Origin of the sequence: Paenibacillus sp. LjRoot56, assembly GCF_964253335.1 — a bacterium.
In the GTDB taxonomy this organism is placed as follows: Bacteria; Bacillota; Bacilli; order Paenibacillales; family NBRC-103111; genus Paenibacillus_E; species Paenibacillus_E allorhizoplanae.
In genome coordinates, this window is sequence record NZ_CAXURV020000001.1 from 1,811,426 (window position 1) to 1,824,132 (window position 12,707).

At 46.8% G+C, this 12,707-nt stretch carries 12 protein-coding genes and 1 pseudogene; 4 read left to right on the top strand and 9 right to left on the bottom strand.

Annotated features, from left to right (window positions below; translation table 11 throughout):
- The first annotated feature begins 39 nt into the window (after positions 1 to 39).
- Positions 40 to 1,119, top strand: a complete 1,080-nt coding sequence (gene leuB, locus ACSQ8O_RS08100) for a 3-isopropylmalate dehydrogenase (RefSeq protein WP_056609132.1) — start codon at positions 40 to 42, stop codon at positions 1,117 to 1,119.
- Between the two features lie 84 nt (positions 1,120 to 1,203).
- Here the strand turns inward: leuB and ACSQ8O_RS08105 are convergent, their stop codons facing one another.
- Positions 1,204 to 1,938: an SDR family oxidoreductase gene (locus ACSQ8O_RS08105; RefSeq protein WP_436241147.1), complete on the bottom strand. Its 735-nt coding sequence runs from the start codon at positions 1,936 to 1,938 to the stop codon at positions 1,204 to 1,206.
- A 62-nt stretch (positions 1,939 to 2,000) separates the two neighbouring features.
- On the bottom strand, positions 2,001 to 2,615 hold the full coding sequence (locus tag ACSQ8O_RS08110) for a Crp/Fnr family transcriptional regulator (RefSeq protein WP_436241148.1): 615 nt from the start codon (positions 2,613 to 2,615) through the stop codon (positions 2,001 to 2,003).
- Positions 2,616 to 2,750: 135 nt separating this feature from the next.
- Between ACSQ8O_RS08110 and ACSQ8O_RS08115 the strand changes: the two genes are divergently transcribed.
- Together ACSQ8O_RS08115 and ACSQ8O_RS08120 are read left to right on the top strand one after the other, a co-directional pair.
- Complete coding sequence (locus tag ACSQ8O_RS08115) at positions 2,751 to 3,299, top strand: peroxiredoxin (protein ID WP_028554012.1); 549 nt, start codon at positions 2,751 to 2,753, stop codon at positions 3,297 to 3,299.
- A 79-nt stretch (positions 3,300 to 3,378) separates the two neighbouring features.
- A complete protein-coding gene (locus ACSQ8O_RS08120) occupies positions 3,379 to 3,687 on the top strand; it encodes a glycine cleavage system protein H (RefSeq protein WP_436241149.1) in 309 nt (102 codons plus the stop codon).
- Here ACSQ8O_RS08120 and ACSQ8O_RS08125 read toward each other — a convergent pair whose 3' ends face one another.
- The 6 genes and pseudogenes from ACSQ8O_RS08125 to ACSQ8O_RS08150 form a co-directional block, all read right to left on the bottom strand.
- Complete coding sequence (locus ACSQ8O_RS08125) at positions 3,688 to 3,984, bottom strand: hypothetical protein (RefSeq protein ID WP_436241150.1); 297 nt, start codon at positions 3,982 to 3,984, stop codon at positions 3,688 to 3,690. It abuts the gene before it with no gap.
- Positions 3,985 to 4,115: 131 nt separating this feature from the next.
- The gene (locus ACSQ8O_RS08130) at positions 4,116 to 6,077 is read right to left on the bottom strand and encodes a glycoside hydrolase family 15 protein (protein WP_436241151.1); all 1,962 of its coding nucleotides are present in this window, start codon (positions 6,075 to 6,077) and stop codon (positions 4,116 to 4,118) included.
- 179 nt (positions 6,078 to 6,256) lie between these two features.
- Positions 6,257 to 8,413, bottom strand: a complete 2,157-nt coding sequence (locus ACSQ8O_RS08135) for a 1,4-alpha-glucan branching protein domain-containing protein (RefSeq protein ID WP_436241974.1) — start codon at positions 8,411 to 8,413, stop codon at positions 6,257 to 6,259.
- A 114-nt stretch (positions 8,414 to 8,527) separates the two neighbouring features.
- Positions 8,528 to 9,277, bottom strand: a pseudogene (locus ACSQ8O_RS08140) (1,4-alpha-glucan branching protein domain-containing protein); the annotation flags it as partial.
- Positions 9,274 to 9,837 carry a DUF4912 domain-containing protein gene (locus ACSQ8O_RS08145; protein WP_436241152.1) on the bottom strand — a complete coding sequence of 188 codons (564 nt, stop codon included), beginning with the start codon at positions 9,835 to 9,837 and terminating at the stop codon, positions 9,274 to 9,276. The gene ACSQ8O_RS08145 and the pseudogene ACSQ8O_RS08140, both read right to left, overlap by 4 nt.
- A gap of 175 nt (positions 9,838 to 10,012) precedes the next feature.
- Complete coding sequence (locus ACSQ8O_RS08150; protein ID WP_056609144.1) at positions 10,013 to 10,225, bottom strand: KTSC domain-containing protein; 213 nt, start codon at positions 10,223 to 10,225, stop codon at positions 10,013 to 10,015.
- Positions 10,226 to 10,418: 193 nt separating this feature from the next.
- On the opposite strand from ACSQ8O_RS08150, the gene ACSQ8O_RS08155 reads away from it, so the two are divergent.
- Positions 10,419 to 10,841, top strand: a complete 423-nt coding sequence (locus tag ACSQ8O_RS08155) for a hypothetical protein (protein WP_056609146.1) — start codon at positions 10,419 to 10,421, stop codon at positions 10,839 to 10,841.
- Positions 10,842 to 11,001: 160 nt separating this feature from the next.
- Here ACSQ8O_RS08155 and ACSQ8O_RS08160 read toward each other — a convergent pair whose 3' ends face one another.
- The gene (locus tag ACSQ8O_RS08160) at positions 11,002 to 12,585 is read right to left on the bottom strand and encodes a stalk domain-containing protein (protein ID WP_436241153.1); all 1,584 of its coding nucleotides are present in this window, start codon (positions 12,583 to 12,585) and stop codon (positions 11,002 to 11,004) included.
- Positions 12,586 to 12,707: the final 122 nt, after the last annotated feature.

Sequence of the window (12,707 nt, forward strand, 5' to 3'; positions counted from 1 at the left end):
ACGAACTAGGTTTGCTAAAATAAGGAGTGAATGATTGTCATGGCTGATGTGAAAAAAATTGCTGTAATCGCTGGGGACGGTATTGGTCCAGAAGTCGTTGCAGAAGCAGAAAAAGTATTGAAACGTACGGAAGAATTATTCGGATATCAATTTGAAACAGAGCACGCGCTTTTCGGCGGTATTGCAATCGATGAGAAAGGTACACCACTTCCGGAAGAAACATTGAAAGTTTGTCAATCCGCAGATGCTGTACTTCTTGGAGCAGTTGGTGGTCCGAAATGGGACAACAATTCCAAAGAGCTTCGTCCTGAAACAGGTCTTCTAGGTATTCGTAAAGCGCTTGGCTTGTTCTCTAACATCCGTCCTGCGTTCATCTTCGACTGCTTGAAAGAAGCTTCCACATTGAAACCAGAAGTTCTTGAAGGTACAGATTTGATCGTTGTTCGTGAGTTGACTGGTGGTATTTACTTCGGTGAGAAATTCCGTCGTGAAACAGCTAACGGGCAAGAAGCGGTTGATACTTGTGCATATAACGTAACTGAAATCGAGCGTATCGCGCGTCAAGCGTTTGAAATTGCGCAAACGCGTCGTAAGAAGCTTGCTTCCGTTGACAAGGCGAACGTTCTCGAAACATCCCGCCTATGGCGTGAAACGGTTAACCGTATCGCGGTTGATTATCCAGATGTTGAACTTGAGCACGTATTGGTTGATAACTGTGCGATGCAATTGCTTCGCCGTCCGTCCAGCTTCGATGTTATCGTAACAGAGAACATGTTCGGCGACATCTTGAGCGACGAAGCAGCGATGCTTACAGGCTCCATCGGTATGCTAGCATCCGCTTCCCTAGGTGAAGGTGCATTCGGCTTGTACGAGCCGGTACACGGTTCTGCACCTGATATCGCAGGTCAAGGTATCTCCAACCCAATCGCAACAATCCTTTCCGTTGCATTGATGTTCCGATTGACTTTCGGTTACCACGAAGCTGCGGATTCCATCGAGCGCGCTGTGAAAGAAGTCTTAGACGCTGGTCACCGCACAGGCGACATCGCAGTGGATAAGAGCACAGCGATCGGTACGCTGGCAATGGGTCAATTGATTGTTGACGCAATGCGCAAATAATTATACAAATAAGCTCGCACTTTCGAAGCAAATCTGCTTCGGGAATGCGGGCTTTTTTTATATCAGGCTGAGGTGCCGGATCAACTAACCATTCTTGAGAAGCTTATCCGCTAGGGATGGGGAGATCCGCTGGATCAAGTGCAGCAGCTTTATTTTGCCAATCAGAATCTCATAACGATCTCGCTCAAAGCCTCGTACGAATTCGTTAACGAGCTGATCAGTTGAAATTTTCCCTTTACCCCGACCTGCGGTCATCTCCGTGCTGACGAGTGGCGGGATGATTTCGAATACCTTAACCTTCGTTGCTTCTAGTTGGTAACGCAGCGCCTTCGTGAAGAGATGGACGGCAGCTTTGGTTGCACAGTATACGGGGGCGGATTTCTTAGGAACAAGCCCAAGTCCAGAGGACACATTTACGATAGCGGCATTGGGCTTCGCGGTAAGATGTGCTAAAAAATTGCTGCTTAACTGAATCATAGACGTAAGATTGATCTGGATTTCACGATGGATTTTGCTCGAGGGATCGGGTTCTTGAAGGAAATCATAGTTGAGTTGGATGCCAGCATTGTTGATGAGGATATTCAGTTCGGGGTGATCATTCGCAACTTTCTGTGTGAAGTTATCGATATCTGCTGGATTCTCCAGATTACACGGATAGGCAATGAGTGCGGGACAAGCTCGAATGGCTTGGTCTAAACGATTGACGTTGCTGCTGGCAATAATTACTTTATTGCCCTTCTCCACGAGGCGTTTGGCGAGCGAGAAGCCGATGCCTGCAGAGCCTCCTGTAATGAGTATACACTGACCGCTTAGTTTCATTTAAGCTACGTCCTTTCGAATGAGGATATCATTCAGCATAAAGGAGTCAGCATCGAATCTCATTAACTTAGGTTAATCGAATCAGATTCTGGTTGTACATTCCGCCATTGTGCGCGTATCCGACTCAGAGCGACCGGGGTGATGCCTAGATAGGAAGCGATATAGTACTGGGGAATCTCTTTGTCTAGTGTGCCAAACTCCTCTAAGAAGCAGCGATATCGATCCTCTGCGGATAAGGTGAGCAGCTGCATCTCGCGTCTTTCCTTTTTCATGTACAAGCCTTCAACCATCCTTCTCGTCAAACGTTCCCAAATCGGATCTTCAGCGGTTAGAGCCAATAGATCAGGGTAGGAGAGGCACAACAGCTTGGCGGGTTGTAGCGCTTGAATAGAGAACTGGGAAGGTTTGCCTGTCAGCAAAGCAGTATAAGAAGTGATGAAGTCATTAGCGGCACAAAAAGACTTAATACGTTCCTTGCCATCATAGGTGCTGTAATAAAGGCGAAAACAGCCTGATAAGCAGAAATATAAATAAGAAAGTGAATCGCCAGCTCGAAGCAAATGGTCACCTTTAGTCAACGTTGTGGTTGTAATTAAGCTCGAGAAACGCTTCTTTTGGTTCTCTGTGAGAGGGAGCAAACTATCCAAAAACGTATGCAAAGGAATGAATGCGTTCACAACGGTTAAGCCTCCATGGATTAAAATAATTATTATCTAGTATACAATCTAATTATTGACTTTCAAGAAGGGGGATGATACCATTTTATACGGATAATATAGAATTTAGATAGATTTTGAGGAGGAATTATACCCATGGCAGAACGTTTAGTTGGTAAACAAGCTCCTGATTTTACAATGGAGACAGCTACAGGTGACGGTACAGCATTTGGTAAAGCATCTTTGTCCGATTACAAAGGAAAATGGTTAGTTCTTTTCTTCTACCCATTGGACTTCACATTCGTATGTCCGACTGAAATCACAGCACTTAGCTATGCTGCTGATCAATTCAAAGCTTTGGACACTGAAATTCTTGGTGTTTCCATCGACAGCATCCACACACACAAAGCGTGGATCAACACACCGGTTAACGATAATGGTCTTGGCAAATTGGCATTCCCACTTGCTGCTGACATTACGAAATCCGTAGCACGTGACTATGGCGTTCTAATCGAAGAAGAAGGTATCGCACTTCGCGGTCTATTCATCATCGATCCAGAAGGCGAATTGAAATACGAAGTTGTTAACCACAACGACGTAGGCCGCAGCGTAGAAGAAACACTTCGTGTGCTTCAAGCGCTTCAATCCGGCGGATTGTGCCCAATGAACTGGAAACCAGGCGACAAAAACTTGGTTGTTAAATAAGTTTTAACTACATAGGAAGGCCCCTCGGTTAGCATGCGAATGCGGGCAGAGGGGTCTTTCTTTCTAAGGAGATCGTGTCATGGATGTTATAACAGAAGAGTTGTTTTGGATACGTCAAGAAGGCAATGAGGCGGTAATCGGGCTTACCGAGCATGCATTAGAAAAATGGGGCATGATTCTGTACATCGAGCTGCCAGAAAAAGGTGTGCAATTAACGAAAGGTGCGTTTATGAGTTCCCTAGAAACAGCAGTAGACGAACACGATTTATTTTCTCCTGTAACGGGTGAAGTGATCGCTGTGAACATACTGATCGAGCGGGCAACGGGAATGCTTTATGAGTCGCCGTATGAGAAAGGCTGGTTATTCCGAGTAGTATTGGGTGACTGATTAATCGCCGCCCCCACCTCCATCACCACCGCCAGAATCTCCCCCACCGCTATCCCCGCTGCTATCGTGGGAATTACCGTGACTACCATGGTCACTATGCCCACCGTGATGGTGATGATTATGGTGATGACTCTTGTGAGAAGAGAAATCCATGGAATCATAGGTGGCAAAGCCACTAGAGTCATTAGTATCACGTCGGCCTTTTGGGCGATTTTTGTTGCGAGAATTAGGAAGTATACCAATAACAAGGAACAGAATAACAGGAGCAAATACGATAAGCGTGATGATACTACCCATGAATATACCTCCTATAGAAGATAATTGTAACTATACCACTATCTACAAGCTATCGTACCACACAATATTCCAATAAGAATAGACAGTCCCCAATGAAAAAACCGTCCTCGAGGAGGACGGCTTGACTTGCCTTATTTCGCGAGTTGCTTATATTTGTTGAGATATTTGACCACAGTCAGCACATAGGTCGCATGCGACCAAGTAAGTGGAGCAACAGATACCGGCTCGCCAGAGAAAGGATCCAATTGCTCAGACAACACACCACTTTCCATGGCATGTTTGACGACCCACTCGAGCGTTTTGCGCGGAGCCTCGAGGTCAGCAACCGTTTTGGCATACTCGATTTCCCATTCTGCGATCCAGAGGGTACAAATGATCCAAGGATTGCCCGGCACTTTCTCAATATCGGTGGAGCGTTGGAAGTAATAATCATGATGATAACGGGCGGATCCACCGACTTCGGTTTTGATCATGAGACCTTCTTTGTTAGCTAACATCGTGCTTACGACACGTGGATCATCAGCTGGCAGAACGCCAAATTCAAAGATACCGTACACGGAGCTTTCCAACGTCATATCCTTCACCCACTGGCCGTCTTCCATATACAAGCCGCGAACGAATCGTTGTTCACCTTCGTCCCACAAATGCTTCAGGATACCGGATTTAATTTTCTCCGCGGTATGCTTGTAGCGATTGCTGCGCTCCTCATCTCCAAACAAGTTGCTGAAGTTCGAAGCTGCGATTAATCCCCCGTACACAGCAGATGCCGTGAAGGTATAGATTCCGTAGCGTTCTTCCCACAGATCGTAGCTCGGCTTCGGTAGATTCAGTTCTTGATCAATGTAAGTGGACATGAATCTCGCCGCTCTGCGAATGAGATTGCGATACAAAGATTGAGCAAATTCCAAACTTCCATTTTTCTGGAAATCCTGCCACAAAGCAAATAATACAAGTGCTGTCTCATCTTCCTGAATCGGAAGCTGTACACGACCGGAATGAATATAAGGATGCCAGCTGGATCCTACGGTACCGTCTGGATTGTATTTGTGATGCAAGTAACCTTCTGGTGACAGTACATTCGCACAGAAGTTAAAGAACGGAATAATCATGCCTTGGTAGCCAGCCATGGACATCGAATAAGCGATTAACGCACCATCGCGCGGCCACATGTAGCTGTAATGATCACGGTTGCTCTGCATGATGTCAGAATCGTTCGCGGCAATAATAGCTCCGTTCACATCGGTTTGCGTGCGGACGAGCAACAAGCTTTGTTTGAAGAGGCGTTGCACTTCAGGTGTGAGATCGAAGTAGTCGCGATCGATTTTGTTCGCCCAGCGCTGCCAATACACCGTCACACGGTCAAGCAGCTTGCCTGGGTGGCTGTCTTTGACGTAAGAGTCGAGTTTCTTAACTTCTTCGAGATTCTTGCCTGCACCCATCCAATAGTAGAGCGTTTGATTTCCGTTAGGTGGGACGAACAGTCGGAAAGAGATCGTACTATCGACCGACCCCTGTGCAATAGCATTGCCCATGAGATGGCCGTCTTCCGCATCGCGCCATGTGCCTTCAGCGTTATAGAACCTTTTGACACCGGTAGAATATTGGAATATTCCTTCTGTGCCAGTACTTCCGTTAAACATGAAGTAACGATCCTTTTTATAATGAAAGACGGTATTCGTAGAAGGGTAGTAAGCGGCTGTATCGCCAACCTCTGTCTCATTAATAAGCAGATCTTGGTTGAAGAACATACGTACTTCACGAACCGTATTTGTATGATTGGTAATAAGAATTCGTTTCAAATAAATATCCTCACGCTGGTGAACACCGTCATTCATAAGCAGAGTAACACCGAGGCCGGGATGTGTAGCTGTCACTTCTGTGACGAGGGAATCCTCCACATACGCAAGCTTGAATTGCCACTCAGGGGCATTCAGCCATGCGAAGTCGCCATCTACCCATACACCAACACGGCACTGATAACCGCCAATATGGTTAAGCTGGCCTACGAAAGGATAGTACAGATCTCGCATGTAGGAATGCTGATCGAGGTTAATAAGGAATTTTCCATTTCCGATGACCAGATGTCTTGGCAATACAATCACTTCCCCACTCTTTTGTTTGATCGCGCATTCAGATCAGGCCAGGAGGACTGAACGATGGAGCACAAGTCTTGCCAATAGGTTACCTAATTCTGACAAAGGAATCAATGATTCTTTGAAAAAATTCTGAAAATTCTTGCTGGTCACGCTTTCATTTGGTACGGATATCCAAATTACTTGATTATTTCCTTTTGATGCGGGGAATGACTGGTTGAAGCTGCCAGATTCGAAATCACTGCCTCGTAAACGTGAGTTGTCAAAGATCCAATTTTCTTCCAGTTATATTCACTATGAACAGTACGTAAGGCAGTAGCAGCAAGCTTAGATGCATACTGCGGTTGGTCCAAAAGCTGAATGATTTGGGCGGCTAACGCATCCTTGTCACCTGGCGGACATGTACATCCGTTAACCCCGTGGCTGACGATCTCCGCCAGGCCTCCTGTATCTGAAACGATGAGTGGCGTTCCGCTGGCCATCGCTTCCAATGCGACTAAGCCGAAGGGTTCGTAGAGGCTTGGGAAAATACAAATTTCTGCCCTTTGTAAAAGCAAGCTTTTGTCAGCCTCATCGAGAAAACCAGTGAAGCTTACTCGGTCTCCAAGGGTAAGAGCGAGTTCCTCTAATGCATCTCGCTCGGGACCGATGCCAGCGATGACGAGTTTGGCTTCTGGATATTGAACGAGTACTTGCGGCATCGCGGCCAAAAGGGTGTGTACGCCTTTTTCATGCACAAGACGGCCTAGAAAAGCAAGAACGCGCTGCGGCATCTCGCTAGGGGAAATGGCGTTAGCAAGCAGTGGATTCCTAGTAAATATCGTTGGATCTGGTGTAAGCAAGGGAGAAACACTGTTTGGAATTACGGTTATTTGGTGAATAGGAATATGAAAGAGCGCCTTCATTTCCTGCTGCATGGATAGACTGCAAACGATGAGATGATCGGCCGCTTCTGTTAATTTTCCTTCTATGGTATGAATCCGCTTTTGAAGCGGTGACTCGAGTTTTCCAAGATTACGTCCTGTTTCCGTAGCGTGAATCGTTGCTAGAAGCGGGAGGCCAACTTGATGCTTGGCGACATGTGCTGTGTAGTAAACTAGCCAGTCATGCGCATGCACCAGATCGAATACGAGGCCCTGTCGTAAAATGCCCAACATGAGATCCGTGAACGCCATATTCATTTGGAATACGCGATCTAGGAAGTGTAAGGAGTCTGTTGTAGGGATAACTTCCGCTCTATGAATATGGACCCCCTCAGAAACTTCATAAGGCAGACACTCTGGAGACTGACAGGTGATGACATGAACGGAATGTCCATCGGCAGCAAGCCCTCTGGATAAATCGCAAACCGCTCTTGCCAGTCCGCCAATGACATGTGGCGGGTATTCCCAAGCGAGCATGAGAATACGTAGCTTGGACGGATGGCTCTGTTGGGTCGCCTCTTTGTTCGAGGCAACGGCAACTTCGTTTAAAAGTATTACAGTATCTACACGGGATTGGGCGTGTAGAAGAGTAGGTTCAAAGGAAGGTGGCTGAAAAAGTCGATAATGAAGCTCAGGTAAGAAAGGTGTCTTTCGTTCCAAAGCATGCACCAGCGTGGCTAGCTCTTTGTCAGATCCGACATTGTCTAATGTATTCATAAGGTTATGGAATTGGGATAAATGCGTTTCGATGCGCTTCGTCGCATAGGAGGTTACCGTATCCGCATCCAGAATAAACGTCCAGTCGCTGCTCTGCGCGAGCATCAGCTCCCGCGCCGCTTGGTTCAGCGCCCGCAGCTGCAGGCTGCTGAGCGCTGCTGGATCCTGGTGCTTCTGCGCAGCCAACACCATGCGGTCCTCCGCCGCGTGCAGCCGCGGCGTAACCCACTGGCTGCGCGGCTGCAGCCAGACCTCGGCATAGCCGCCGCGGCCCCAGCTCGACACCGGAAGCGTAGCTTCGGTGGTCGGCGCATGGGCGGCGGCGTAGCCGCCGAGCGTAGTCGTCTGCACGACTACGCTTTCATCGCTGCGCGCGGCAAGGCCGCGCAGCACGGCTTCGAGCCACTGGTGGCCTTCGTACCACCAGTGCCCAAGCAGTTCGGCATCGTAGGGGCATACGATGACATAGGGCTCTTCAGGCGTAGACGCAGCCTCTGCGCCTAACGCCAGGCGCCGCTCCGCGAGGCGGCGCACCTGCGCCACCCGGCTAGCGATGAAATGCTCAGCATGCTGCTGAGTTTTCTGAGCGGCACGCGCCGGGTTGTAGGGCACTTTGGCGTCACCATCGCCGGTGACGCTGTAGTACTTGAAGCCCGTGTTGATGCGTGCGCCGTCCGGCAGCACATAGGGCTTCAAGTACGCCCACTCGGCTCCGCCTTCGCGGCCGAGGTCATGCCCGATATCGCGATAATATTCGCGATAATCGGGGTCGCCGGGGTACCCGACCTCGGCGCTCCAGACTTGGGCGCCGGCCTCGGGATCCCGGGCGAACGCACAGGCGCCGCCAGGCGTGCGCAGGGGCAGACCTGCGATGTCCTTGTCAGGGTCGCCGTCGCGGCGGGCTAAAGTGTGCGCATGCGTATCTACGATGAAGTAACGTAGATCTAACGCTTGCAGGTGTGGCTCAAGCGCAGGCGAATAGCCGCACTCTGGCAGCCAGATGCCTGCAGGCGCGACCCCGAAATGCCGGCGGAATTCCTGTACCGCCGACTCAAGTTGCGCACGCAGCGTACTATCGTTCTTTACCAAGGGTAAAAACGCATGCGTCGCGGCGCAGGTAATTAATTCTAAGCATCCTGTGCTGCTAAGGCTGCGGAACTTGGCAATGAGATCGCCGTGGAGCCGATCGTACAGGAGGCTGAGCCGGTGATATCGATCCGCGTACAGCTTAGCCAGCGGGCCGAAGGCTTCATCCCCCCATAAGCGAATGACTTCACGCTGTCCCAACTCGCAAAGCGAGGAGAGGTGCTTGCGAAGCCGCAGATGCATGCGGGAATCTTCTAGCATGGCAAGCAGAGGTGGAGACAATGACAAGGTAAGTCGGAATGGCACTTCATCTTCTATAAGCTTTTCCATCATGTCTATAAGAGGTAAGTACGTATCGACAACCGCTTCGAAAAACCAGCGTTCTTCTAACGTAATGTCAGATGCATGATGGCGAACATAAGGGATATGGGCATGCAAGAGCAAAGCAACATAGCCTTGTACGTTAGTGCTCAATCAGTATCGCCTCCAGATTCCATATCTACAAGGTAAGTGTTCTTCGGGACATACACCGAATAGGCCGAGAAATACGCATGTTCATCAGGCGTTACTTGCGGTAATAGAAGAGACGTTAGCTGGTAAATAAAAGGATGATCAGTTTCGACTGGATGATGATCGCTAGGCAGGCTTGCCGCTGGGATTTGAATGATATTAGAATGCAGAAGCGGAAGGAAATATCCTTGCTCATTCCGGATACCTAGTCTTGCACAATACGATTGACCGGAGGCTAACCCGCTGAGAAAACAGGAATCTCCAGGGGGAAGCATAAGCTCTGAGACCCGATCTACGGGTTGCTGCAGCTTGCTGAAGGACGTGGGAGATGGATCAACGACTTCGTGAAACCGTAGTGTAGGAGATAAAGAGCGCCAGTCCTTCTGGAAATGTTCTTGCAGTAACATCTGCTTACTGGAAGAAAGCTGCCAATAAATAAACTGGACAGATGGGGATTGTACCAGTAAATAAAGGGTATCGCGATCAAAGGCAAAGGGGCGTGCTTGAATAGAGATCAGACTCACCTTTTCTGCTTGCTTATGTTGTAAGAAGGAACAATTGTGTTAATCCTATGTTTTATTGTAGCATATGCGCCATATAAACCAAAAATCTCCACCCCATAAGAAAGGGGGGAGATTGCTTGTGTACCACTTGCGGTTGCTCATCATGATTGGCCGAGGGTAAAGGGGATCCTGTGACTTACTTGGTAGAAATGTTTTCTTCCATGTACCTACTCTCCGTAAGTCTCATGAGAGAATCATATCGATTTGCCGACGTGAAAATCAAGAGATACTCATCTTGTTTTACATTGGTGTAGGAGGCTCTGAATCCGGTATGATACTGGACTGTCATGCTGGAGGATTGATCGTCATACTGCACAAAGGCTATCTGTCTGGAAACACTCGGAATCATGTTCACGCCGCTCTCCCCTTCATCTTAAGAATTCGGAAAACACGTAATGGATCGATCATTACTATAATTATGCTTATTCAAACACATTTAGAATGATTTGACATAAGCTAGCTCACTTATGAAAAAGGAATTTCACACATTTGTAACGAATATATTAAATTAATCCGGGTTCGACGATTAGGAGGGAATTCCCATGAGTTTTTGCTGTGGAGCCAGTATGATTGGAACAAAAGGTACTTTGAAGCACATACGTACACAAATTCACAATGTGCCCATCCTCTTCTGCCCGGTATGTCACCATATTGAGGTTCACTATCTGGTGGAGAATGAATATGAAATCCTCGCTGAATATGCCCATGGGGATGGTGCTGTTGAAGTCGATTTTATTGAATACGTAGATGGCAAAGATCATCTGTTGCACGACAACTGTGTAAATCACGAAGGCGAAGAGCCGCTCGATATCGTTCGCTGCCAAATTGACATGGCGTTAGATCTGTTAGGATTCGCCAAAACGATTGAGGATCAGGAATGGGAAGAGCAACTTATGAAGCGATTAAAAATGCTTAGCGCACGCCGCGACAAGCTGAAAAATAAAAAGACCTCTAAGAATTCTTAGAGATCTAAATGAAAATTCCGATTAAATGGAAAACCTCCCGTTAATTTTCTGGTTTTTGCTAATTTCGAAGCAAATTACAGAGAATAGCTGGAGGTTTTCCTGTTATTTAGCTTAGAGGAGGAATTTTAGCGATAATAACGGGAGTATTTACAGTAATATTTTATTGGTCAATGTTAATTGATGAGTTTTCCCCGTCCCAAGTTACTTTCTTTTGCAATGCTTCGCCAACAAAACGAAGCGGCACGTAGGTTGTATTATTTTCAATCATAGGTGCTTCTTCCAATGGCTGAGCTTGTCCATTCACGAAAGCCGTATGCTCACCTATGGAGAGCTTGATAGATAAGCCTTCTTTTGATCCAGTTATGGTACGAGTACTAGGTTCCCATTCTATTTTGAGGCCTAACTGCTCGAAAAAGGAGCGGAAGGGTACTAAAACGATGCCTTCTTTGTTTAGTGGAACATCAGCTAATGGCATGCTTATGTTATCTAAATAGACTTGAATTGGCTTCTTACCGAAGGCTGTGAGTCCAATTTCGTTGCTTGTGGCGTATATATTTCCATTTAAACCAAGCAAAATGCTAACTGATTTAGACCAAAACGCATTCCTGAGAAATACAAATATTTCTTCTCCCTGGGAATTGAGGGCAATAATATTACCAGAAGCCGTAGTAAAATAGACGTTACCCTCTTGATCTATCAATGGTTGATCCGCAGATCCCAATCCATTCTTCTCAGACTCACGTTTGCTGTATTCCCAAAGCATGTCCCCATTGTGGTTGATTTTTAGAAACCGTCCCCGATACTCGATATAATAGCCATCATTACCATCCGTTGGCAGCCCAGAGGATTGCATATCAGTGTGGTCTACATGGATGGATACATCCAAGTCGCTCCCATCATGGGTTGATAGGGCATGCAATCCATATTCATTTAATAAATAAAGAATACCTTTTGCTGAAAGGTAAGGATGGAATCCAGTGAAAAAACTTATGTATGGCAATGGTTTAGTGCGCCATCGTTCTACGCCAGAGGAATCAAGCGAAATCACTTCTCCAAGTGCAGAGTCTAAATAAACGTTTCCATTTGAATCCAAGTATACCTTTACAAGATGTGAGCTTCGAGAATAAATTCGTGGTGCAGAAGAGGTGATGGATTTGTTTACCCAAGTGACTTCACCTTTTGTATTTCGTGAGGTTAATCCTTCATTCGTAAAGTATACAAAGTTGCCTTTGGCATCACCTGCAAATTGGCTGTTGAATTGACTGTAAATGTTGTTATCCTGCAATTTCCATTTGATGTTTCCTTCAGGAGTTACAGCGTAGATTGTTGTTAGGCCCTTCTCTGAAAGTATGTCTGAACTATAGGCGTACAGTGTGTCATCCTGCCCAATGGTTAAGTAAATAACTGAAATTTCAAACCCCATATCCAAATGTAGTTGCCATTTTTCTTTCCCATTTGGATACACAGCATGAATGATATCTTTGGAATCGGAGGTGTACATCAGACCTTGTTTATCTTGAACGAGATTATGCATAAGTGAATTATCCATTTTCCATTTTAGCTCGTAGTTTGCCGGGTTTAGAATTTTCGGGGAGGGACGTTTAGGTGGGGTTTCCGTAATCGTCCAATTTAGTTCAAGCCCTTCGTCATCAGGCAAATAGACATACGTTGAAGCACTGACAGTGAATGGAGATATAAGACTGTATATCAGTAGGGCACTTAGTAAAAAAAGATATCGTTTCATTTGTGAGGATGCTCCTTTGCGTGTACTTGTCGTAAGACATATTCGACAAAATACAAGAATTCCCTACAACAAGTTTTTACTGTTCGCAGCAAAATAGAAAAGAGCCGCACTGCTGCTACTGG